Genomic DNA, 25250 nt, shown 5'->3' with positions numbered 1-25250 from the left:
TTTAATTTTCGGTTTGTATAGAAGCATTCGTCTTCGCTTCTTCGGTTTTTATTTTGGCTAACTCGGTTTTAGCTTCTTTAAGAACATCTTCAAAATTTTTGAAATTCTCAATGACACTTTCCAAAATATAAGTCGCCTGAAAAGCATCTTTAAGGGCATAATAATTCTTAGCCATCAATACCAAGCCTTTCGCACTATAATATTTATAGCCTGAAAAATCCTTAGCCAATTTTTGAACCGAGGCGTTAGATGTTTTATAGTTCCCTTCTTTATTTTCAAAATAAGCTCTGTAATAAAGAGCCTCAGCAGCTGTTTCTCCGGTGGCTACTTTTTCCACTTCGGCATAGGCTGCTTTCGCTTTGCCTTCATTATTTGTTTGTATCGCCGAGCGGGCAATGATCACCTGAGCATCACTTTTAATTTTGTTATCAATTTTTGAACTTCTCAACACCTTGTCAGCATAGGCTTCAGCCTGAACAAAATCCTCTAATTGATAATACGCCTTCATCAAATTCGATTGAGCAAAAATCACGTGATTCGGGAAGTTTGCCTCCGCCTCTAATCGTTTTAGCATCGGAATCGCAAGATCCCAGTTTTTAACTCCTAAATAATATTCCGACAGTTGCGTTAAGGCTTCTTCAGTGAACTCGCTTTGAGGCTTTTCTGTAACGTATTTATAGTGCGGTGCAGCATTTTCCATCAGACCCTTTTTATCATACATCTGAGCCAGATAGAAATGCGCATTTAAAGCATGAATACCATTTGGAAAACTATTTAAATATCCATTAAACTGGGTGATTGCTTTATCTGTGTTATTATCCAGATATTGCTTTTCTGCAGATTCGTAAGTTGTATTATCCAGATCGGCATCAGTAACTTCAACATAATCCAATTGCCTTACCCATCGTGCATATTCGTCCACCTGACCAAGGTCAATGTAAATCAATCGTGCTGTGGCTACCGCTTGAACGGCTTCCGGTGTTCCTGGATAATTCCTCGCTACTTCCTTAAATTTATTTAAAGCTTTAATGTTATCACTGCTATTATAATAAACCAAACCTTCACGAAGCATGGCTTTAGGAACAAAGGAACTCATGCTATATTCCTGAGAAAGTTGCTTGTAGGTTCTTACTGCTTTATTATTCTCTCCTGCTTTTACATAAGAATTACCTAATTCATAAAGCGCATCATCCCTTAATTTAGATTTTGGATATTTGGTTATAAACTGCTCCAAATCTTTGATCTTGGCGGATATCTGGGAAACATAACCGGTACTTATAGCCTTTTGGAAAAAAGCATAATCCGATTCGATCTCATTTATCGCAATGGCTTTATCGTAAGCCTTAATTGCATCGGTATATTGACTCAATACAAAATAGCCATCTCCCAAACGTAAATAGGCATCGTTAAGACGTAATCGATCATTTGAACCCTTAGCTATAAAAGATTTGAAAAAATCAGTCGCCTGAGCATAATTCTTTTGTTTGAAATACGCATAGGCGATATTGTAATCGATATTGTTCATTTCGGGCGTCACATTCGCTCCGGGGAGTTGTTTAAATTGCTTAAATCCAATCAAGGCAGCTTCAAAATTAGACAAGCTATAATCGGTCTCTGCTTTCCAAAATGTTGCTCTGGCCGTAAAACTTGGGTCAAGCCCTTCACTTAGGGAGGCGTCAAAAAGTGTTTTAGCTTCATTAAAAACGTTTTCATTATAAAGTTCTATACCCCTGTAAAAAGCTACTTTTTGATAGGCCTCTTTGTTATCGTAACGTTTTCGATTACCCTGCAACAACTCCAAAGCATCCTTATAATTTTTTGAAGTAATATATGAATCGATCAATAACGATTCTATTTCCTCCTGATAGGCACTTTTCGGGTAAGCTTCCAAATACCCCAACAACACTTGCGGTGTCGATTGATACGGATTTCCAATATCATAACTTATTTTGGCATAATTCAACCAGGCATCTTCCTGAATTTTCAGATCGAAGGTCATTTGGGAAGCATTTCGAAAGGCATTTAAAGCCTCCTGTTTTTTATCCAGCTTGATATAACTCTCTCCAAGGTGGTAATAGGCATTTTGCGCTACCGTATTTTTACCACCCACAATTTTATTGAACTCTGAAATAGCATTTTCATAATCGCCTTGTTTATAGTAAGCATAGCCTAATTGATAATAATCGGTGTTGTTCCATTTCGCCTGCCGATCGCGATCTCCTTTTTTACCCTTATAATCTTTAAGGTAAGGAATGGCTGCCTTGTATTGTTCTAAATTAAAATAGCTTTCCCCAATAATCTTCGATAATTCTGAAATTTCATTTGGGTCTTCTGTTTGAGCTAACCGCTCTTGAGCCAAGGCAATAGCCTTTTCAAATTTCCCAAGTTTAAAATGAAGATCAGCTTGATAATATGCTAATTTTTCCTTGTAACGATCCTGATCATTTACTTGTTCAAAATAGGTGTTGGCCTCATCATAATCGTCTCCTTCATAAGCCATAAAACCAATGTAATATTTGGCTTGAGAACCGTATTCTTTAGAGTTTTCAACTTTTGTTAAATATTTTTTTGCATCGCGGAATTTCTTGGCCGAGAAGGCTGTGTAACCATAATGAAAATAGTAGGCCTCCTTTTCATTTCTGCTTAAAGCATCCTCATCCACCTTATTGTACCATTTAAGAGCATGAGAATATTTAGAATTTTCAAAATAATAATCGGCTACATCTAAAAAAGCTGTGTTGCGCTTGGTGCTTGTTGGGTAGTCTTCCACAAAATCTTCAATTAATCCATCTGCATTTTGCTGATTCAAACGCACCGCACAATTAGCAATGTAATAGGCACAATCCGAATTTAAAACAGGTTCATCTGTTTCTTCCTTAACATGCCTGAACATGGATTGAGCAGCTAAATATTGTTGATTATTATATAGCGCCAAAGCCTTTTGATAATCAACTAAATCACTGGTGTAGGCCGCAGTTTCCTGAGCGGTAATGTGAAGTGTAAATAAGAGACCCAGGACAAATAAAAACGTGTGGTTTTTAATCATTAATTGTTTTTTTGAAGTTTAAAATCAAAGATAATTAAAGCAATTGGCATATTTAAAAACCTTAAGCTTAATTAAAAATATAACGCAAGAATCGGACCTTAATTATGCCGGGCGATTTAAAATGTTTAATTTTTAAAAAATAAAGTATAAACTGAGACGTTATTTTTTCGATATCACATTTTAATAATACATTTACACATACAAAACCGATGCCTAGTTTATGTCGAAACCCATACTAAAACTTAAAGACGCTTCTATATTTCAAGGTGAAAGCCTGATCCTTAAGAATATTAATATCGAAATCAACAAAGGTGAATTTGTTTACCTTATTGGAAAAACGGGAACCGGTAAGAGTAGTTTTATGAAAACACTTTATGCCGATCTTCCCTTGAAGGAAGGCGAGGGTCATATTGTGGATTTTGATCTTAAAACCCTTAAAGAAAAAGACATCCCTTTTCTGAGACGGAAACTTGGTGTGGTTTTTCAGGATTTTAAACTACTGATAGATAGAACCATTAATGATAATTTATTATTCGTTCTAAAAGCAACAGGCTGGAAAGACAGATCCGAAATGGACCAACGTATTGAAGCGGTTTTAGCCAAGGTCGATATGAAAACCAAGGGTTTTAAATTTCCACATGAGCTTTCGGGAGGCGAACAACAACGAGTCGCCATTGCCAGAGCCTTGTTAAATAACCCTGAACTTATTTTAGCTGATGAGCCTACCGGTAATTTAGATCCGCAAACCAGTATCGAGGTTATGGAAGTGCTTCAGGATATTAATAAAAATGGAAATACCATTTTGATGGCCACACATGATTATGCCTTACTTCTTAAATACCCCAGTAAAACGCTGAAGTGCGACGACAATGAGGTTTATGAAGTGGTACAACGGAAAGGGTAAGCATGTATCAGCATCTTAAAACCATATTAAGATCAGTAATTCCTAAGCATTTATTGTTTAAAAACGAACTGTTCTTCAGACGATTTTATGCCTTGTTATATTCGGGAAACAACCACCAGTGTAATATTTGCAATAAAAACCTAAAAAGGTTTGTTTCTTTAAATAAAAATGATCTATTGTGTCCGGCTTGCGGTAGTGTTTCGCGACATAGAAGACTTTGGGAATTTTTAAATAAAAAGGACGCGCTTACAGGTCGAATTCTGCATTTCTCACCCTCAAGAAGTTTGTATAGAAAACTATCAAAAATGTCGTCAATTGTGTATTATAGTTCCGATTTTGCTGATGAATTTATCGCGGATTACACCTTCGATATCACCAATATAAACCAAGACGACAACACTTTTGACACCATTATAGCCTACCATATTTTAGAACATATATCTGATGATAAAAAAGCCATGACAGAGTTATTCCGAGTTTTAAAACCTAATGGAAGAGTCTTTATTCAGACACCATTTAAACCTGGTGAGATCTATGAGGACTCTGCCATAAAAACGTCTTTGGAAAGGCTTAAACACTTTGGTCAAGAGGATCACGTGAGAATATATTCTATTAGCGGATTAAAAAAGCGCCTGGAAGCGGTTGGATTTAAAGTAGATGTAACTATATTTAAGTATGATGAATCCGATGATTACAAAGGCTTTTTATCACCTGAAACCATCTTAATAGGAATTAAATCATGAGGTTAATAACATTAGACGACATAATTGATATCTACGTTAAATTAAATCAGAGAGGCCTTAATTTCATCAAGTCAAAATTTCATTTTAATCCTATAAAAAGATCAAAATCTGCCTTTGAGTCAAAAAATATACAGCTAGGAAATTGGTGGAATATACCAACGATTAAAGAGCGATGGAATCTTAAAGTTACCGGAGAAAAGACTCTGGATTTTGTTGCCTTTACAATGAATAACTATCTGAAAAATCGTAAAAATTTAAAAATGTTATCACTAGGGAGTGGAAATTGTGCCACGGAGTTAAAATACGCGGAATATGACAATTTTCAAGATATCTTATGTTGCGATATTTCTGATATTTCATTAGAGAAGGCTAAAGCTCGTGCCCAAGAAAAAAATTTAAATAATATTAACTTCAAAGTCCAAGATGTAAATAAATATTCCTTTGCCCCAAACACTTATGACATTATTTTTTTCAGAGCTTCACTGCATCACTTTAAAAACATTGAACAACTCATCGGTGAATCGATAAAAAAAGCACTTAAAGAGAATGGCATCTTAATTATTGATGAGTACATAGGTCCGAACAGACTTCAATTCCCAAATCATCAAATAAAGGCGATCAATAAATCATTAAAAATAGTTCCTAAAAAATTCAGAAAACGTTATAAAGTGAACCTTTACAAGAATAAAGTTTACGGTTCGGGAATAATTAGGATGATAATTGCAGATCCTTCCGAATGCATTGAATCTCAGAAAATACTACCCACCATTAATAAATATTTTAAAACCATTTACCAGGCCACTTATGGAGGAAATATTCTGGCTATTACCCTTAAAGATATTTCTCATCATTTTATTGATTTAGATGAGGAAAAGAAAAAAATATTGAATACACTATTTGAATTTGAAGACGACTATTTAAAAAATAATCCGAGTGATTTTATTTATGGTATTTATCAAAAATAAAAGGCTACATTAGCCTTTACTCAAAAATATTGCAGTGCTCTCTATTTTAATACCAACATATAATTTTGACGCCTTTCCTCTTGCAAGCGAGCTGCATCAACAAGCGCTTAATACTAAGGTACCGTTTGAAATTTTAGTTTATAACGATGCATCTACCGTGAACTTTAAAACGAATAGCGATATTAACGACCTTAAGTTCGCAAAATACAAAGTACTTAAAAAAAATATTGGCCGCAGTGCCATTAGAAATTTATTAGGAATAGAAGCCAAATACAATAGCTTACTTTTTGTGGACACCGGGACCTTTCCATCTACTTCATCGTTCATCAAGAACTATGTCGATCAATTATCAGCAGAAGTTGTTTCAGGAGGTATGATAGCCTCATTAAAAAAGCCTGAAAAGCCATTTAAATTGCGCTGGCTGTATACAAAAAAAAGAGAATCAAACAAGCTATGTTCTTCCAACTTTCTAATTCATAAAAAACTATTCTTGGCGAACCCTTTTGAAGAATCAATCACGACTTATGGCTATGAAGACGTTCTGTTTTTTTCAAATCTAAAAAGAAAAAACATTTCTGTAACTTGTACCGATAACCCGGTAATCCATGCATCTGATGATGATACAGACACGTTTCTGAATAAAACAGAATCAGCTTTACAAAATTTGAAGGCATTAGCTACGCGCCATATTCTTGACGCAAAAGATTCTCAAATACTCAAATATTTTAAATGGTTGAATACATTTGGATTAAAACCAATCATAGCATTTAAATTTAAGCTTTTTAAAAATATTTTATTGAAGAACCTCCAATCTAACAGCCCTTTCCTATTTGCCTACGACCTTTACAGAATAGGTTATTTTTGTACATTAAAATAATTTGACTCATGCCCTATTTTTCAGTCGTCATCCCACTTTTCAATAAAGAAAAATATATTACTGAAACCCTAAATTCCGTTTTGAATCAGAGTTTTCAGGATTTTGAAGTCATTATTGTTAATGACGGTAGTACTGATAATAGTCTGGTAATGATAAAAAAATTTTCAGATAAACGACTGCGGATAATTAATCAAAAAAAACAAGGCGTTTCCGTTGCAAGGAACCGTGGTATTACAGAGGCTAAATCAGACTTTATTGCCCTATTGGATGCTGACGATTTATGGTATTTAAATCATTTAAAAGAATTCAGGAAACAAATCGAACTTTTTCCACAAGCAGGGTTGTATTGCAATAATTATGAAATATTTTATAATGAAAATGTAAAACGCCCCGCCCATTTGAATTTTTCCTTTGGTAAGGATTGTTTATTAATACCAGATTTTTTTAAAGCTAGCATTGCTAACCCTGTTGCATGGACGTCTGGTGTGGCCTTTCCGAAAACCGTATTCAATACCATTGGAAAATTTAATACTGAATTAATAACCGCACAGGATTTAGATCTTTGGATCAGGATCGCTTTAGAATACAAAGTTTCTTTTAATCCGGAAATTACAATGTCATACAGACTCCATGTAGATGACAGTCTCTCTAAACGTGAACTAAATACAATCAGACACCAATTTATTTCAAAATTTAAGAATGAAGAACTTCAAAACGATTCTTTGAAATTATACCTAGACATCAATCGTTATGCAGTGGCACTTCGAAGTAAATTAAATGGAGAAAAAGAAATATACAGGATTTTAAAATCAGAAATCGATAGCCAAAACCTAAATTTAAAGCAACGTTTCCTTCTTAACTCACCTCCTTTTTTAATTAGGAAATTGAAAACATTACAAAAATTTCTTATCACGAAAAATATTTATATCACAGCCTTTAAGTAAGCTATAAACCCTGACTGTCTAAATAATTTTTCCATGAATTTCGAACCGTTTCCAATGAGAATTGGGAGACGCTTTGTTTTGCCTTTTGGCTGCAAACCCTTCTAAAATTTTTATTTAATGTCATTTTATTCATCGCCTCAGCCAAGGCCTTAACACTATAATTATCAACTAAAATACCATTGATGTTGGGTGTAATTAACTCCTTAGGACCAGCTTCACAATCCACCGAAACTACCGGTACGCCCAAACTTAAAGATTCTGGAATTACCAAACCAAAACCTTCCGAGCGACTTGTTAATACCGTAAAAAGAGCCTTTTTAAGATAAGGAAATGGATTGGTTTTAAATCCTGTAAATAGAACATTATTTGAAATTTTAAGTTCTTCACAATACGCTTTCAATTGAGCTAAATCTTCGCCATCTCCAATAACAATTAATTTAATTTGATGCTCTATTAATTTTGACGCCATATAGGCCTCCAACAATAATGTTAGATTTTTTGACGAATTTTGTATTCTCCCATAAAACATGATATAGGAGCCTTCAAACGGAAGATCTAAAGGCATTTCAGACTGCTCCTTAATAGCTTCAAAATCTAAAGCATTATATATGGTGTTTACATTTTGCAAATCAAATAATTTCTTGAACTTTTTAGCCCCCAATTTTGAAACAGCTACCATCATTTTATTCTTGTAAAGCCAAGTATTTAGCCAGGAATACTTTGTAAAGGCTAATGAAACTTCATAGGAATGAAGCATATAAATTACCGGAACCTTGTAGATAAACTTAGTAATAATAAATTCTCGATATGCCTGATTCCTAGGTCTATTGTCTATAATAAGATCAAAATTTTGTGCTTTTAGAAAAGAACGGAATTTTAAGAGTCTTGACAATCTGTCTAAATGAGAATCCGAAGTTGATTTAAATTGGCCAAGATCATAAACCTGACCCTTACAGTGGTAAGAAATTCCAGAAGATACTGTAACAATGTGCACCTCATATCCTAAATCAAAAAATATCAACGATTGATTTGCAGCAGCTTTTTCAGCCCCACCATGCGTTAACGAACTGGCCACTATGCATACCTTTTTCATCAATATTGAAGTGTATTAATTATTGAGTCGTATTCAATGTTATCATTGATCAGGCGCTTTTTTTCATTGAAACCCTTGTTGAAAATACTTCGTGTTGTATCAACTTCATCACTTTCTACCAGACATAAATCAGCAATGCTGTGAAATAGATCATCAATCACATATTTATAAGGCAAACTTTGAGGTAAAGGTTTTAGAGCTTTGTGCTGTTTTGATTGCCAGAGAAGCATGGGAATTTCGAATAAACTTTTAGTAATCATACCATCAACATGACCAAAAAACTTTGAGTCATCAAAAACCTCCTCACCATGATCGGATGTATAAAGCACAAAGCTTTCAAGATTTTCATCATTTACTGTATCAATAATTTGACGAATGATAAAATCATTGTAGCGAATGGCATCATCGTATTGATTAATAATGTGTTCATTGTTTTTTTCAACAAACCTTCCTTGGGGTCTGTCCTTAAAATATTTGAATTCTTTAGGAAACCTGTTCTTGTATTTAATATGTGTTCCTATCATATGTAAGAACACCACTTTACTATTTCCGTCCGAAGCAACAATTTCTTTTAAAGCCTTCACCAATACCTGATCATATGGCGTAATTTCATCGGTATGCTTTGTATTTAAAAATGATGTTTTTGAAGCCCCCAGAGCTATTTTAGTGACTTGTGTTTCAGAAATGCCCAAAGGCCTTTGATTAGACACCCAATACGTATCAAAACCAGCTTGATTTAAAAGCTGAATAATAGATCCTGATGAAATTTTTTCAGGTTTCTCTGTATTTCCCAAAGTAAGCGCCTTGGTTAAAGTTGCAATGGTATATGAATGGGGACTTATAACATCCTCACAAATAGTTAGCTGATCTGAAATAGCTCTTAATTGAGGTGACGTTTCCCGATAATAATCATACAAACCAAAATGTGTTTTGGAGGTGGATTCACCAATAACAATAACGTATAGCTTTTTATTGGGATTCGGATTTTTAAGGGAAACATTAGAAAAATTCCCTACAGCGTGGGTCTTACCATAGTATTCAAAGGATTTCATATCCTGAAAATAGTTTATTGGCGCCTTCACCAATAAATAAGGAACATTGTAAATGATGAGGGTGGAGAATTTCAAAAAAGCAAATATAAGTAGAAGGCTAAGGAGCACGTAAAGTTTTTGTATCCGATAAGTTTCAATTAAATTTTCAAACTTAGGCAAACGCTTTAAACCATAAAAAAGAGTAGTTGCTAAAAAAATTAAGGCCACGTACGTGGTTAAATTCATATGAGACGCCAAAAACTCTTCAATCTCCGGTAGATTTGTTTCAATAAATATATAAATAGCGGAAGAACTTAAAATAGTTCCAAAATATAAATAATACAATGTTTCTAGAAAAAGTGAAAATACAAGAATACAAAAGGCTACTTTGCAATATAAATATCTGAATTTTTGGGGCCATACAAACATCAGTATGGTAAGTGAAAACGCAAATAATAGGTTCTCAAAAAGATTAAGCAGCCTTGGCAATCCTCCGAACCTTATCAACGATTCAAAACAGAAATACACGCCCACAGGAACCAAAAACTCCATAAATAATTTGAGGTGACCTCTATTATGTTTGTATTTAATCATCAATGCTATTATCCACAGGTGTTAAAAATAAAGATTTATAGAACACAAAAAGTAATACAATGAAATAGGCTGCATAACTTATAAGATAGGCAAAACCACCGCCATCCAAACCATAGTACTTTATAAGTGCTATCGTTGAAAAATACATAATGGCCGCCAGAAACATATCCGTTAAAATATATCCTAAAATATTTCGTTTTGCAAAAAAATTAGCTGCCAAAACTACGCCAAGGATCCTAAAAATGTCACCCAATAAATACCATTTAAATAAGGTTAACATCGGTAAAAATTCATCCGAAAAAAATAATAAGACAATAAATTTTTTAAAACTAAAAATGATGATCAGGAATAAAATAAAAAATGGCAAAACAGACTTGTAGAAATCCCAAACCACCTTTTTTAATAAGGCATTCTTTTCTGAAAGTTTTGGCAAAACAGTAAGTAAAACCAGTGAGCTTGCAAAAAGAAGATAATTTTCCGAAATGCGCTTCATAGCCTCCCAATATCCGGCAGATTCTTGATCCAAAACGTTAATGATGGTTTCCCGAATTAAAATTGAAATAAAAGGAAATAGGATTAACGAAATCAAGGTCATGACAGAATATCCAAATATCTTTTTTGTATAAATTTTTGATATTTTAAAGGCTTTTAAAATATTCCAGTCAAAAGTCTTCGGCTTGAAGACAATAATAGAAATCAATTGAAATACGTACACTAATGAAATCCCAATCAAAGCGCCTTTGACTCCATACAAATAGGCCAAAATCACTAATGAAAACATATTTAAAATATAAACTAGAATATTCATTTTAATGACTTTCCTGTCATATCCTAATCCGGTTAATAAAGCCAATAAAAAAATACTTAAAACACTAAATGGCATTGCAAATCCCAGTATTTTGAATACCAATACAAAGGTATCTGAGCTAAATAAATAATAGTTTAATTCTTTTGCGAAAGCAAATATCAAAATACCGAATATCGAGCTAAAAATTAGACCCAATAACCCAAGGGTATTCGAAAAACTTGTAAAGGACTTTTTGTCATTTTTAAGAGCTGAAGCATATGAAATAATGCCTTTGGTAAATCCCATAGAACCTACATTAACGCTCATATTGAAAAACTCTTTGAAAATTCCTAACAGTCCCATTCCTGAAGGCCCAAGTAGATGCGCCAGAACTTTGGATGACAAAATACTTGCAACTATTTTCACCCCTACAGAGGCCGAATTAAAAAATCCGGTTTTAATTATGTGATTGGATAAAATATGCCTAATGGATATTTTCAAAATAGTTGGATGGTTAATTAAAAATTAAAAACCTATTTACTCTTCAACATCATAAACTTTAAAAAACGGACTGTAAAATACCATAACGACGATGGTAAAATATAATAGGTGACTCACAAAATGACCCACAACAGCGCCTTTAATGCCATGAAAATAATCAATAAAATAAATACTGGATAAATACAGGGTAATCGCCAAAAAAGCCTCTGTAATAATGAAATGCCAAAACATTTTTTTGGCTAAGAACTGATAGGCGATTACTATAGATAGTATTTTAACAAAGTCTCCTAAAAGCTGCCACCCAAATAGTTCCTCCACCGGTGCAAATTCATCGGAAAAAATAAAAGAAACAATATATTGTTTAAAAATAAATATGAGAATGAATCCAACCGTAAGCACTGGAATAAGGGTCTTATATATAGACAGGGCTTCCTTCCTTAAAAAATCCAATGAGGTGATTTTTGAAAAACGCGGCAAAATATAGAGGGCCAATAAGGAAGTGATATACATTAAATAATACTTTGATATCCTATTCATAGCCTCCCAGAAACCGGCATACTTATAGCCAATATTCTCGATAATATAGGAGCGAATAACCAATGCAATTAATGGCAGTATAATAGCTGTAGATAATGCCATTAATGAGTACGGTAACATTTGCTTTAAAAACCGAAAACTCACTGCTGAAGCTTGAATATGACTCATTAAACTTTTTCGGTTTGTAATACCAACAAGAGTGATCAAGAAAATAAGGGATTCTGCGATAACTACAGAGATTAACGCCCCATCAATTTTGTTTTGATAAATTAAAAGTAAAGCAATTGAGACGCTTAAGACCTGCCCAATAATATTAATAACAATAAGGATCTTATATTTTGAAAAGCCATTCATAATCCCAAATGAGAACATATTTAGGGCGTAAAACGGTAAGACAATGGCAAAAACACGAATTACATAAGCATAATCATTATACTCCGGAAATATAGATTTATTGATACTCTCGGCATTATAATAACAAAAAAGGGATGTGATAATAGTAGCGAAAAAACCAAAATAAAAAACGGTAGAAATGGTTTTGGTTAACCCCTTAACATCATTCTTAAATCGGGCCACGTATTTTACAAAACCGTCATAAAAACCTAAAATGGAAATACTTTGAAAAGCACTCACAAAATTTCTTAGGTTTCCTACTAATGCCAATCCCACAGGTCCAACAAAAATAGCAAGAGCTTTCGAGGTTAAAATACCGGCAATAATTTTAGTGAGTACTGAAGCTGTTTGCAGCGAAGTAATTTTAACTAATACCTGTTTATTTATATAATCTATTAATTTTTTCAAGTATAAATGGACTTGTATTTAGAGATATCTCAATACTTCGTTACGAGGGATTACTTTACCTTCATCACATTAAATGCAATGTAAAGCATCCAAAGATACAAAATCATTTAATCTATGCTACTTATTTACAAACGTCCTGACTAAAAAAATATTTTATTCCTCTTGAGTAGGTAATACACGTTTATGAGTAAAATTGCAACATTGGTAATGATGATAGGATTTGAAACCGGAGAAAGTAACGCCCCGTATGCCACGAAGAGCAGACACCCAAAAGCATTCACAAATCGCAATTTTTGTTCGGAAGGCATTAAGAATGAAATGAGTACTGTAGCCATTGCGGCATAGCCGAGCCAGTCTACTGGAGAAATACCCATCACATCCATTTCTAAATTGTTTTATTCCGTTTGCGCTCCACCTCAGTTAAGAATATTTTACGAATTCTCAAATGGTTCGGAGTAACCTCAACATATTCGTCCTTTTGAATATATTCCAAAGCCTCTTCCAAAGAAAACTTTATGGCCGGTACAATTTTGGCTTTATCATCGGCTCCTGAAGAACGCACGTTACTCAATTTTTTGGTTTTAGTCACGTTCACAGTCATATCATCTCCTCTCGAGTTTTCACCAATCACCTGACCTTCGTAAATATCTTCACCCGGATCGATAAAGAACTTACCTCGATCCTGTAATTTATCAATAGAATATGGAATCGCCTGACCTTTTTCCATAGATACCAAACTTCCATTCTGGCGTTCCGGTATGCCCCCTTTTAAGGGTTGATATTCCTTGTAACGGTGCGCCATAATAGCTTCACCAGCCGTGGCAGTAAGTAATTGATTTCGTAACCCTATAATCCCACGTGATGGAATAATGAATTCACATACCATACGATCCCCTTTGGCTTCCATACTGAGCATCTCCCCTTTTCGCATCGTCACCATTTCAATAGCTTTTCCGGAAACTGTTTCCGGCAAATCAATGGTCATTTCTTCAACCGGTTCGCATTTAACACCATCGATTTCTTTAATGATCACCTGTGGTTGGCCAATTTGTAATTCGTAACCTTCACGACGCATGGTTTCTATGAGGACAGATAAGTGTAATACACCACGACCAAATACCATAAATTTATCAGCACTATTGGTCTCTTCAACACGAAGGGCCAAGTTTTTCTCTAATTCTCTTGTAAGACGGTCTTTAATATGGCGCGAGGTTACATATTTACCATCTTTACCAAAGAAAGGTGAATCATTGATGGTAAACAACATACTCATCGTAGGCTCATCAATAGCTATGGTTTTTAAAGCTTCAGGATTTTCAAAATCCGCCACAGTATCACCAATTTCAAAGCCCTCCAAACCTACAATGGCACAAATATCACCTACCTGAACACCATCTACTTTTTTACGACCTAAACCTTCAAATACATGCAATTCTTTGATTCGCGATTTAACAATACTTCCGTCACGTTTTACTAATGAAATATTTTGATTTGCTTTTAACGAACCACGAGTTAAACGTCCAATAGCTATACGTCCCGTGAACGATGAAAAATCTAGAGAAGTGATGAGCATTTGTGTATTTCCCTCCGGAATTTTAGCTTCAGGAATGTGTTCTATAACCATATCAAGCAAGGGCTCAATATTATTTGTTTCATTTTGCCAATCGTCACTCATCCAATTGTTCTTGGCAGAACCATAAACCGTAGGGAAATCTAATTGCCATTCTTCGGCACCCAATTCAAACATCAGGTCGAATACCTTTTCATGTACCTCATCTGGTGTGCAATTTTCTTTATCAACCTTATTGATAACCACACAAGGTTTCAAACCAAGATCGATCGCTTTTTGAAGTACAAATCGGGTTTGCGGCATAGGTCCTTCAAAGGCATCAACCAACAATAAAACGCCATCGGCCATGTTTAAAACACGCTCAACTTCACCACCAAAATCGGCGTGACCCGGGGTATCAATGATATTAATTTTAGTGCCTTTATAAACTACTGAAACGTTTTTCGAAGTAATTGTAATACCGCGTTCACGTTCTAAATCATTATTATCCAAAATGAGATCACCAGTATTTTCATTATCACGAAACAACTGACAGTGGTACATAATTTTATCTACCAAAGTTGTTTTACCGTGGTCTACGTGGGCGATAATCGCAATGTTTTTTATTGAAGCCATAATTGCTGCCTTATTTTAAGCGTGCAAAGGTAGTTATAAATAACGGATAATTAATACAAATTATTTATTTCATTTTTTATTGAAAGCCAGGATTACTTAAGCCTTTAAGTTAATGATTAACAATGTGTTAATTAAAAATAAAATAAACATACTAACCTTGTTAAATCAGTACCACATTGATTATAATCATCCTAAGACTCAAGCAAAAAGTTGCTAATTACATTATTAGAAATAGTATCTTTGTGGTCTAAATTAACATAACACAGTAATGACGCTTAAAGACGTACCGAAGTTAAAACACACCGAAAGCAATAATTTCTTTTTATTATGTGGTCCCTGCGCCATCGAAGGCGAAGATATGGCCCTTCGTATTGCCGAAAAAGTAGTTTCAATTACAAATAACCTAAAAATCCCTTATGTATTTAAAGGAAGTTTTAAAAAGGCAAATCGCAGTCGGATCGATAGTTTTACGGGGATTGGTGATGAAAAAGCTTTGAAAATTTTAAACAAAGTTTCCGAAACTTTCGATATCCCAACGGTTACAGACATCCATGAAATTTCTGATGCTGCCATGGCCGCTGAATATGTTGATGTATTGCAAATCCCTGCCTTTCTTGTACGTCAAACAGATTTGGTAGTTGCAGCAGCTGAAACCGGAAAAGTGGTGAATCTCAAAAAAGGACAGTTTATGAGTCCGGAGGCGATGAAACACGCCGTTCAAAAAGTAAAAGATTCTGGTAACGATAAAGTTTGGATTACTGATCGCGGAACAATGTTTGGTTATCAGGATATGATTGTGGATTTCAGAGGTATCCCAACGATGAAACAATACGCCCCAGTAGTTCTGGACGTAACACACTCTTTACAACAACCTAATCAAAAAGCTGGCGTTACCGGTGGTCGCCCGGACATGATCGAGACAATAGCGCGTGCCGGAGTGGTAAATAATGTGGACGGTTTATTTATTGAAACCCATTTTGATCCTGCCAATGCCAAAAGTGATGGAGCCAATATGCTGCATTTGGATAATTTGGAAGCACTTTTAACCCACTTAACGGCTATTAGAAATACAATAAATACTTTCTAATACTGAAAAATATTTCAATAAAAAAAACCCATCAAATATTTGATGGGTTTTTTTATTTTTAGTGTTGAGTTTAGTTACTCAGGTACATCATTAAACCCGAAAAATCACCATAGCCCTGTTGGTAAATAATTTTACCATCTTCATTAAAATCATAGGACTCGTAAATTTTAAGAATTCCTGATTTGGCTTCGGTCGAGTCGGTAGCCGGTAAAGTTACCTTCCAGGCCCCATAGTAACGCACAGATCCATCCGGTTTTTTGGTATCCGGATTAACCCCTGGTAAAAAAGAAGGCGGGCTGTTTAATAGTTCAAAGTCATACATCTCCATCATCATCTTATCATTGCTTTTAGACTCCTCACTTAAAATCATGATCATATCCTCTTGAGCACCAAAGGAGGTATTAACCGCCATCGCCGAATCGGCATAAAGAGAATAGTCTGGTTTTTCATCCTGCCAGTTTTGAATTGATTTCATTACGGTCTCCGCATTTTTTTTAAACAAGTCGTCTGCAGAAGTGTCGGGTTTAGGCTGGCAGGCTATCAATAATAGCCCCAGCATAAGGGTGGAATAAAAAATTTTCATATTGGTTTAGTTTGATTTGTTAATAACACCCTAAGGTACTATATTTTATTGAAAATAAAACAGTTACAACCAATTATTATTAATTCAAAATACTTTTTTAATTCCTTGAATCTTACCTTATTCCGGTCTATTTTTTTCTTGAATATTCCGTACGATATTAGCAGCTGCACCACGAGTCACAAACCGATGAAGAGAGGCTAAAAACTTATTTAAAATTCCCGGAATCGCAACAGTTTTACCTTTTTTCATGGCATTGTAACCATAGGCGGCTACTTCTGCAGATGAAGCCATGTTAAATTCAATTTTATTTTTTGAATCATCATTTGAGGCTTGCTCTGACACAACTTGCTGAAATGAAGTTTTTGTTGGCCCCGGACAAAGCACAGTGACAGTAATACCGGTTCCTTTAAGTTCGTTGGAAATAGCCTCTGAAAATGATAATAAATAAGATTTTGAAGCGTAGTAAATGGCCATTAAAGGTCCTGGCTGAAACGCTGCTAAAGAAGATATATTTAAAATTTTTCCTGAATTACGACAAACCATATCGTCCAGGATCAATTTTGTAAGATGTGTTGAGGTGATAATATGTAAATGAAGCATATCGAGTTCACGTTTCCAATCAGTATTGTGGAACGATCCAAAGAGTCCAAAACCGGCGTTATTTATTAGAACATCAATAACCTCACCTTCCAATGCCTCCTTGACCTCAGCAGCAATGTTTGGCTGACTCAGATCTTTCACCAATAGCTTCACCAGAATATTAAAGGATTTTTCCAGGTCCGATTTAACCTTTTTCAGGTTAGCTTCATCAATATCGATCAAGATCAAATTATGCCCATCACTGGCAAGTAATTTTGAAAATTCATACCCCAAGCCTGAGGCTGCTCCGGTTATTAATGCGGTTTTTGTCATGAGGTGTTTTAGTAATATGCTACTAAACTATTCTTTTAAGGTTGGAATACCCAAAAATGTATGATTGTTTTTAAAAATTTCCCCTCTTTCGGTAACTTGGTCGTATCCTCGAATACTACTCCTTCCCATCTACATAATCCTGTAAATAGGTGAATCGTGGTGTGAGCATCCCGTTTTCAGTGACTTTGGCGCGCTGTAAAATACCATCCTTGTCATTATTGAAAAAAGCCGGTAACACATGTTCTAAAAACTGCTCACCGAAACCTTCGCTGGCATCTTGTGGTAATTCGCAGGGTAAATTATCAACCGCCATCACAGCTATCGCATTCTCATTGGTAAAATCGGTTTCAGATTCAGTTTGTGGGTCGTAACCGTAAATGGGATCGGCAATGGTTGACGGGCGTATGGTTGTGGCTACCGGACCGTCGATATCGCAACTGATATCAGCAACAACTTTAATATTAAAATCGGGTGATTTCACATCATCGCGGGTATATAAATAGGGCGCTCCATCGCCATAAAAATGACCGGCAATATAGAAATCAGCAACCTTGGCAAAGCGCATGAAATCGGATACATAGGCCTCTGGATGCACAAAGAAATCTTTATTATCCAGTTCCTGATGATCGATACGTTTGTTATAATCAAGAACATCGGCATTGCAATACACCGGCTCGTTAAAGGATTTATTAAGATACTCGTCTACACTTACTTTTTTAATGTTCATGGCGTCGAGCATTTCCATGGCACCCTTGGCTACTTTACCGCTTCCGGTGAGTAAGATCTTGATATTAGGAACATCGAGTTTGTGGAGTTGTGCCATAAGTTCTGCCTGATTTGCTAGTGTTCCTGCTTTTGGTAAATCCCAGGATTTGTAGCGTAAACCCCAGGCACGAAAACCATTATAAGCCCCAACGATTCCGGCATAGCGCCCAAAACCAATAAGGCGATAGCCTTTATAATCGGTGATGGTTTCGTGATCGTAAAGCACGATATTCTTGTTTAAAACAGCTCGAAGAAGATCGCGGTTATAGGGTTGTTTTTTTATGGTATGCGAAAAGAAAAAATACTGTTTATTTGGAATGAGCGCATCCATAGGAACTTCTTTCACTCCGAGCAACACATCGCAATCGGACATATCGGTGGTAACTTCAAAGCCTTGTTCGCGGTATTCGGAATCAGAAAACACACGGATATCAGAAGACTCTACTTTAAACCGGGCTTCAGGAAACTGCTTTTGGGCTTCGACCAGTTTTTCGGGTGAGAAAACCACACGGCGATCTGGTGGATTTTTGCGTTCTCTGATGATACCAAAAGTGATGCTCATTCTATATACCTTTAAATTTTTAAGATTGATTTTGGCAAAGATACGTACTTAAAGATATTCTAAAGTGATGAATTTTGGTTGATATGTGAAAGTATTTTAATTTCTTACTGACATACTGACAAGCGGTATGCTTTTTGCTCTTTAATAGCCGTTGGTGAAGATGAAAATCGAGATATTTTTGATACCTTTGCTGCCCGCGTTAGGGATAGTAGTGAAAAGCCCACAGCGCTTTGCGCGAGGACTTGTAGCGGATAGCCCGACGGCCGCGCCTAAAAGCGCGGACGTAACGCCCTTATCATAGAAATAATTTTGGGGTCGACTGGTTTTGACAGCGAGATTAATGAAATGGTAAGCACGCCGTGTAATGGTTTTGAGACACGTAAAAGGCTAGACCAAACTTTTAAACGGCGAGAATAACTACGCTTTAGCTGCCTAATCCGAATTATAGTAGGATTGGCCTAGTTCCGTAAGACGGAAAAGCTAAATGTCTCCGGAAAGCCCTGGTTAGTGGCGTTCCCTTTAGAGGCATCGTAAAAATTAACCAAGGTGTTGTGGCGCTTCGACGCAGCATCGAGATTTAGAAGCTACGTTGTAAGTAGGTTGTTTTCCGCCAGCTTGCAGCCGACAACCTAAGCGAAAACTAAGCGTGTAGAAAGCTCTTTTGTTACTTGTTTGGACGAGGGTTCGAATCCCTCCGACTCCACGAATGCATAGTTGAAGACAAAAAAATGCCAATCTTGATTGAGCATTTTTTTGTTGAGACTATGTTCAAAGCGGGACGCTTTGGGATGTGCGCTAGCAAATCCCTCCGACTCCACGAATGCATAGTGCAATAAGGAAAAGCGCCAAGTTTATTTGAGCGCTTTTTTGTTTGGTGGATGTTTGTCATGCTGAACTTGTTTCAGCATCTGGTATACAATAGCAAAAGACCCTGAAACCAGTTCAGGGTTACAATCATGAGATTCAGGGTGACAGGTTGGAGTTCAGGGTGACCAATCCCGTTTGTTTCTGTCATGCTGAACTTGTTTCAGCATCTAACCTCCTATTCCAGAGACCCTGAAATGAATTCAGGGTGACAAATCAAACTATCTGCTTTTATGTTAAGTTTGTTTCAGCATCACCAAAATTCACTATTTTTAATCTAAGATCTACCCTAAAAATGCCAAAAAGAGCCTATCATAACTATTGGGTTTATATATTGACAAACAAACCAAACGGAACCTTATATATCGGAGTCACAGGTGGTATAGACGATAGAATGGAAAGACATACTCAAGGCAAAGGCAGTTATTTTACATCTAAGTACAAGCTGAAAATTTTGGTTTATTTCGAGGAATTTCAATTTATAGAGGATGCCATAAAGCGGGAAAAGCAGTTAAAGAATTGGCATAGACAATGGAAAATTAATTTAATTGAAAGTTGTAATCCAAATTGGGAAAGTTTATGGAGGCCTTTGGGTTTAGACCCAGAAACGAGTTCAGGGTGACAAATCATTGTTGTTGTCATGTCGAACTTGTTTCAGCATCTCCTTGGTTCTCTTGTTAGACCCTGAAACACGTTCTGGATGACAACCATAAACTGAGAGTGAAAAACATCAAGTTTCCCTAAGCTCTTTTAATTTTCAACACTTCCCAATCCTATATTTTCGACTTTTATTCCAAACATTTACTATATTAGTCATTAGTATTATATCCCTAAGACCTGATAATTAGTTTACATATTTATTCAATCCCTGATTGTCTGAATAAGTAAAAAGCAAAAACTAACCAATCAACAACCACTATGACTCAGGTAGGAAATCCCTTTGCCCCTTTAAAAGCTTCAGACCGTATTCAATCCCTCGATGTAATGCGCGGCATTGTGCTTTTCGGTATTTTAATTATGAATATTAATGGTATGGGACTGGCAGGTGCCTACATGGACCCCACGGTTGCCGGCGGCGCAACTGGCTGGGACCTCACCACCTGGATCACCTCCAGCCTATTATTTGAGGGCACCATGCGCGCCTTGTTTTCCCTGCTTTTCGGCGTTGGCGTCTTTATACTTTTGGATCGTCTTGAAAAGAAAGGTGCTGGCATGGAAGGTGCTAATATTTATTTTAGGAGAATTATTTGGCTCTTAATATTTGGTCTTATTCATGGCTACCTCATATTGTGGAGTGGTGATATCCTTTTTGATTATGCGCTTTTCGGGTTTCTCGTTTTTCCGTTTCGATCGTTGTCACCTAAAAAACTCATAGGATTATTTATATTTTTAATAGCCGCAGGAGCCCTCTGGGATTACAGTGATTACCGTAAGGATGTGACCTTTATGGAGCAGATTGAGCTGGCACGAACAAACAAAAACGCTGGTAAAGATTTAACAAAAGAGCAAACAGCTGCCCTGAGAAAATGGGATGACATGCAAGAAGAAAGATCACCCGAAGCTATAAACGATTATAATGAAAATATGCGTCAGAGTTACTTTAAGGTAGTAGCCTTTAACGCCCCGCATTTCACCAGTGATAATGAACATTTCCCGTATCGCTACGATCTTTGGGACGTTCTTAGTATGATGCTATTGGGTATTGCATTATTTAAATTAAATATTCTTTCTGCGGAAAAATCATATAAGTTCTATGGTCTTATAGCTCTTATAGGTTATGCCATTGGAATTTCTATTAATTATTATGAGATAAAAACAATTTTAGACAGCCAGTTTTCATTTATGGGCTTCTCGCAATCGTTTGCCACCTATCAATTAGGACGTGTTCCAGTGGCCATAGGTCATATTGGATTAATCATGCTTTTCTGCAAATTACCACTTCTAAATTGGCTTAAAAAGAGTCTGGCTGCGGTAGGCAAGATGGCCCTAACCAATTACATCATGCATTCGGTAATTGCCTTATTTATTTTTACGGGAGCCGGTTTTGCCATGTTTGGAAAATTGCAGCGACATGAACTTATGTACGTGGTTTTCAGTATTTGGATCTTCCAATTGATCGTAAGTCCGATCTGGTTAAAATATTACCGTTTTGGACCTTTGGAATGGCTTTGGAGAAACTTGAGTTATTTAAAGGTGCATGCTTTAAAAAAGGACAACACAGATTCATAGAAATATTGTTTGAGTTGTTATATGGCAAGATTACTAGTCTAAAACACCAAACATTTGCTATATTGTTTGAGTTAACCAGACGAATCTCAACCATTAAAACCACCCATTAATGCATGCTTAAATTTTTTCGTAACATTCGTAAACGCTTACTTTCTGAAAGTAAATTCAGGAATTATTTCCTATACGCTATAGGCGAAATCATTCTGGTAGTGATCGGTATCTTGATCGCTTTAAGTATAAACAATTGGAATCAGAACAGGCAGAATGAAGCTTCTGAGTATGCTTATTTAAGTGATCTGTTAAAGGATTTTGAATTTAATTTAGAGCGATCTGATCGAAATATTACTAAAATCCAGCAAATTATACCAAATCTCACCAGTCTTTTGGAACAATCGGCTTTGGAGTCTCCAACCATGTCAGTCGATTCCTTAAATTCTTCATTTACATTGATTAATGATATGCCTTCGTACAATAGTACGGATAGAGTTTATAACAATTTGATTGGGTCGGGTGACTTCAAATTAATTTCCAATACCGGATTAAAAAATGAAATCGGGAATTATTACAAAGCTGTGGATCTCATAAAATTGGTTCAAAATACGCATGAATTAGAACTTGTAAATTCCTTTCAACCCTATATCATTGACAATTTAGATTTCCAGGCGGTTACCCTTTTGCGTGTTGATGATTATAATATACCACCTGCTATTGAAGAAGACAAGATATTGCAGGTTTTGAAAGATCGAAAATTCAGAAATATCATTACCCTAAAATTAACTATTTTAACCGATCTGTTGCAACAAAATAGAAACCTCGAAAAAATAAATTCAAGAATTATAAATCTCATCAATGAACAAATAAAGTCTTGAATTTTGTAAAATAAAAACAAGTGAGGTACATGATTTCAATAAAAAAATTTCTTAACAAGATCTTACCCAATAAACCGAATAGTCTTCTCTACTTCAAAACCAACCAATAAATTATGCTTAAATTTTTTCGTAATATTCGTAAACGCTTACTTTCTGAAAGTAAATTCAGAAATTATTTCCTGTACGCCATTGGCGAAATTATTCTAGTTGTGATCGGGATCTTGATCGCCTTACAAATAAACAACTGGAATGAGGCTCGAGCTGTTTCAAGAATTACGTGGTTTAATTTAAATGGAAATTAATTATGAAACGATTGCAACAAGGTTTTCTTTTACTTCTTCTATTCACGTTATTAACCCACTGCCAAGACCCTAAGAAAGTTTCCATTTTAGGTGACTCCTACTCCACTTTTGAAGGCCATGTGTTTCCTGAATCCAACGCGCTGTGGTATTTTAAGATTCCCAGATATGGCACCGATGTATCCTCGGTTAACCAATTATGGTGGCACCAATTAATGGAGGATAAGCGCTATCAATTGGAGGTGAATAATTCTTTTTCAGGATCTACAATTTGCAATACCGGGTACAATAATATGGATGCTTCGTGTTGCTCATTCCTAGCGCGCATGAATAACCTGGGCAACCCCGATATCATTTTTATTTTTGGTGCTACAAATGATGTTTGGGCTCAAGCACCTCTTGGCGATTTTCAATATTCTGATTGGACCAAAATCTCCTTATACCAATTTAGACCTGCCATGGCTTTTATGCTCGATTATATGCTTAAACAATACCCAAAAGCTAAACTGTATTTTATTCTGAACACTGATCTTAACGAGGCTATTAATGAGTCGGTAAAGACCATATGCAAATATTATCAAGTGGATTGCATTGTTTTAAAGGAAATCGATAAAATAGCAGGGCATCCTTCCATAAAAGGCATGAGACAAATTAAAGATCAAGTTAACAGTCACTTGAATAATGAATAACACCGCTTTATCAAGTCCGCTTCAAAATAATGATCCTTAGGGAGAAAAACATAATTTATATATTTACGCTTATCGATCCTGTTATTTTTTTTAAACTGAACCTTATTAAAAACTTTAAGTTGACCTATTTTGAAATGTGTAAAACAATCAGCAATTAATGAAACGCATTCAAGAAATTGATGCATTGCGAGGCTTCGCCTTATTTGGCATCATCCTGACGCACATGTATCAAGGCTATCTGGCCAGTCCCGTCCCTCCCGAATATTACGGTTATAACCTCGTCTATCCTATTGATGATACGACCAGATGGATAGTTCGTAATTTATTTTCTGGTAAATTTTATGCTATTTTTTCCATGTTGTTCGGTTTAAGCTTTTATTTGATCCTGGATCGAAAACAAAATTCCAGTCCAAGTAAATTCGCCTGGCGCTTGGTTCTCCTTTTTCTCATTGGTTGCATTAATCACATTTTTTATCGTGGTGACTTTTTAACCGTGTATGCTGTATTCGGGTTTGTATTACTTCTTGCCAGACACTTGCCTTCAAAGTATATTTTGGTTTTAGGTTTGTTCCTAACGATAAATGGTCCCACTATGATACTAAAATTATTGTCATTATTCGGATATACGCCACCATTCGATCCCTACATTCCTATGGGGCCTAGCCCGGCTGAGGCTACAAACACCTATGTTGATCTTATTCTTCACGGTGACCTTAAAAGTGTCCTGGATTCTAATAGTACCATTGGTTTCATTAATAAGTACAATTTCATGTTTCAAAGTGGACGCGTTTGGGTGCTTCCCGGATTATTTTTATTAGGCCTTTGGATTGGAAGACAACAATATCATGAACAGTTGGAACGATTACCCCTAAAAAAGCTTATGGCAATTTCCGCGTTAATTGGAGTGCCTTTGGTTTTAATTCATTATAATTTTTACACGGCAGATCATTCCCAATTTGTACAATTTATAGCCTTTGTTGCTAAGGAAACCTCTAATATTTTCATACCCCTCTTTTATATTGGTCTGGTCTTTTGGCTTTACAATAGGAAACCAACTCAGGGTCTTGTAAAAAAATTAGTGCCTGTAGGCAGAATGGGGCTTAGCACCTATGTGATGCAGTCAGGTTTTGGTATTATTATTTTTTACGGTTATGGTCTAGGAATGTTCTTAAAGCTATCTGCTACGCTTGCCATAGGTTTAGGCATCCTTATTTTCATCATACAAACAGCTTTTAGTGTTTGGTGGTTCAAACGGTTTAAATACGGGCCACTGGAATGGCTTTGGCGAAGCGGCACTCATTTGAAATGGCAACCTATGAGGCTTCATACATCTACAACACTAAAAAAGCCCACAGCATAAGTATAAATCACTACTGAAACTCG

The 25250-nt window shown here is 35.8% G+C and carries 21 protein-coding genes, 1 other RNA gene and 1 pseudogene; 14 read left to right on the top strand and 9 right to left on the bottom strand.

Annotated features, from left to right (window positions below; all coding sequences use genetic code 11):
- Position 1: 1 nt before the first annotated feature.
- Complete coding sequence (locus V8G61_RS06820; RefSeq protein WP_394874763.1) at positions 2–3046, bottom strand: tetratricopeptide repeat protein; 3045 nt, start codon at positions 3044–3046, stop codon at positions 2–4.
- A gap of 220 nt (positions 3047–3266) precedes the next feature.
- Here V8G61_RS06820 and V8G61_RS06815 point away from each other — a divergent pair, with 220 nt between their 5' ends.
- The 5 genes from V8G61_RS06815 (at position 3267) to V8G61_RS06795 (ending at position 7479) form a co-directional block, all read left to right on the top strand.
- The gene (locus V8G61_RS06815; RefSeq protein WP_394874762.1) at positions 3267–3950 is read left to right on the top strand and encodes a cell division ATP-binding protein FtsE; all 684 of its coding nucleotides are present in this window, start codon (positions 3267–3269) and stop codon (positions 3948–3950) included.
- 305 nt (positions 3951–4255) lie between these two features.
- Positions 4256–4693, top strand: coding sequence for a class I SAM-dependent methyltransferase (locus tag V8G61_RS06810; protein ID WP_394874761.1), 438 nt, complete (start codon positions 4256–4258; stop codon positions 4691–4693).
- Positions 4690–5658, top strand: a complete 969-nt coding sequence (locus V8G61_RS06805; RefSeq protein WP_394874760.1) for a class I SAM-dependent methyltransferase — start codon at positions 4690–4692, stop codon at positions 5656–5658. The genes V8G61_RS06810 and V8G61_RS06805 overlap by 4 nt, the downstream gene beginning before the upstream one ends.
- Before the next feature lie 34 nt (positions 5659–5692).
- Positions 5693–6535 (top strand): glycosyltransferase family 2 protein, encoded by an 843-nt coding sequence (locus V8G61_RS06800; protein ID WP_394874759.1) that lies wholly within the window; start codon positions 5693–5695, stop codon positions 6533–6535.
- A gap of 8 nt (positions 6536–6543) precedes the next feature.
- Positions 6544–7479 (top strand): glycosyltransferase, encoded by a 936-nt coding sequence (locus V8G61_RS06795; protein ID WP_394874758.1) that lies wholly within the window; start codon positions 6544–6546, stop codon positions 7477–7479.
- A gap of 1 nt (position 7480) precedes the next feature.
- On the opposite strand, the gene V8G61_RS06790 is transcribed toward V8G61_RS06795, so the two are convergent.
- The 4 genes from V8G61_RS06790 to V8G61_RS06775 form a co-directional block, all read right to left on the bottom strand.
- Complete coding sequence (locus V8G61_RS06790; RefSeq protein WP_394874757.1) at positions 7481–8572, bottom strand: glycosyltransferase; 1092 nt, start codon at positions 8570–8572, stop codon at positions 7481–7483.
- On the bottom strand, positions 8572–9699 hold the full coding sequence (locus tag V8G61_RS06785; RefSeq protein ID WP_394874756.1) for a sulfatase-like hydrolase/transferase: 1128 nt from the start codon (positions 9697–9699) through the stop codon (positions 8572–8574). The genes V8G61_RS06790 and V8G61_RS06785 overlap by 1 nt, the downstream gene beginning before the upstream one ends.
- Before the next feature lie 490 nt (positions 9700–10189).
- Positions 10190–11485 (bottom strand): oligosaccharide flippase family protein, encoded by a 1296-nt coding sequence (locus V8G61_RS06780; RefSeq protein ID WP_394874755.1) that lies wholly within the window; start codon positions 11483–11485, stop codon positions 10190–10192.
- A 36-nt stretch (positions 11486–11521) separates the two neighbouring features.
- On the bottom strand, positions 11522–12823 hold the full coding sequence (locus tag V8G61_RS06775) for an O-antigen translocase (protein WP_394874754.1): 1302 nt from the start codon (positions 12821–12823) through the stop codon (positions 11522–11524).
- A 183-nt stretch (positions 12824–13006) separates the two neighbouring features.
- On the opposite strand from V8G61_RS06775, the gene V8G61_RS06770 reads away from it, so the two are divergent.
- Positions 13007–13168 (top strand): hypothetical protein, encoded by a 162-nt coding sequence (locus V8G61_RS06770; protein ID WP_394874753.1) that lies wholly within the window; start codon positions 13007–13009, stop codon positions 13166–13168.
- A 40-nt stretch (positions 13169–13208) separates the two neighbouring features.
- On the opposite strand, the gene typA is transcribed toward V8G61_RS06770, so the two are convergent.
- Positions 13209–15008, bottom strand: a complete 1800-nt coding sequence (gene typA / locus V8G61_RS06765) for a translational GTPase TypA (protein WP_394874752.1) — start codon at positions 15006–15008, stop codon at positions 13209–13211.
- 268 nt (positions 15009–15276) lie between these two features.
- Between typA and kdsA the strand changes: the two genes are divergently transcribed.
- Complete coding sequence (gene kdsA, locus V8G61_RS06760) at positions 15277–16095, top strand: 3-deoxy-8-phosphooctulonate synthase (RefSeq protein ID WP_394874751.1); 819 nt, start codon at positions 15277–15279, stop codon at positions 16093–16095.
- 70 nt (positions 16096–16165) lie between these two features.
- Here the strand turns inward: kdsA and V8G61_RS06755 are convergent, their stop codons facing one another.
- The 3 genes from V8G61_RS06755 to V8G61_RS06745 form a co-directional block, all read right to left on the bottom strand.
- Positions 16166–16678 (bottom strand): hypothetical protein, encoded by a 513-nt coding sequence (locus V8G61_RS06755; RefSeq protein WP_394874750.1) that lies wholly within the window; start codon positions 16676–16678, stop codon positions 16166–16168.
- 117 nt (positions 16679–16795) lie between these two features.
- A complete protein-coding gene (locus V8G61_RS06750) occupies positions 16796–17590 on the bottom strand; it encodes an SDR family NAD(P)-dependent oxidoreductase (RefSeq protein ID WP_394874749.1) in 795 nt (264 codons plus the stop codon).
- A gap of 115 nt (positions 17591–17705) precedes the next feature.
- Positions 17706–18911: an NAD(P)-dependent oxidoreductase gene (locus tag V8G61_RS06745; RefSeq protein ID WP_394875297.1), complete on the bottom strand. Its 1206-nt coding sequence runs from the start codon at positions 18909–18911 to the stop codon at positions 17706–17708.
- A gap of 317 nt (positions 18912–19228) precedes the next feature.
- Between V8G61_RS06745 and ssrA the strand changes: the two genes are divergently transcribed.
- From ssrA to V8G61_RS06710, 7 genes and pseudogenes are all read left to right on the top strand, one after another.
- Positions 19229–19623: a transfer-messenger RNA gene (ssrA, locus tag V8G61_RS06740) on the top strand.
- Between the two features lie 453 nt (positions 19624–20076).
- Entirely contained in the window at positions 20077–20403 is a 327-nt protein-coding gene (locus tag V8G61_RS06735) for a GIY-YIG nuclease family protein (RefSeq protein ID WP_394874748.1), read from the top strand.
- A gap of 296 nt (positions 20404–20699) precedes the next feature.
- Positions 20700–22010: a DUF418 domain-containing protein gene (locus tag V8G61_RS06730; RefSeq protein ID WP_394874747.1), complete on the top strand. Its 1311-nt coding sequence runs from the start codon at positions 20700–20702 to the stop codon at positions 22008–22010.
- Between the two features lie 113 nt (positions 22011–22123).
- The gene (locus V8G61_RS06725) at positions 22124–22879 is read left to right on the top strand and encodes a DUF6090 family protein (protein ID WP_394874746.1); all 756 of its coding nucleotides are present in this window, start codon (positions 22124–22126) and stop codon (positions 22877–22879) included.
- 113 nt (positions 22880–22992) lie between these two features.
- Positions 22993–23145 (top strand): annotated as a pseudogene (locus V8G61_RS06720) (DUF6090 family protein); the annotation flags it as partial.
- Between the two features lie 38 nt (positions 23146–23183).
- On the top strand, positions 23184–23867 hold the full coding sequence (locus V8G61_RS06715; RefSeq protein ID WP_394874745.1) for an SGNH/GDSL hydrolase family protein: 684 nt from the start codon (positions 23184–23186) through the stop codon (positions 23865–23867).
- 157 nt (positions 23868–24024) lie between these two features.
- Complete coding sequence (locus V8G61_RS06710; RefSeq protein ID WP_394874744.1) at positions 24025–25227, top strand: DUF418 domain-containing protein; 1203 nt, start codon at positions 24025–24027, stop codon at positions 25225–25227.
- The last annotated feature ends 23 nt before the right edge of the window (positions 25228–25250 follow it).

The organism is Gaetbulibacter sp. M240 (assembly GCF_043876815.1).
Lineage (GTDB): Bacteria > Bacteroidota > Bacteroidia > Flavobacteriales > Flavobacteriaceae > Gaetbulibacter_A.
The sequence above is the reverse complement of the archived record's forward strand: the minus strand, read 5'-3'. Positions and strand labels throughout refer to the sequence as shown.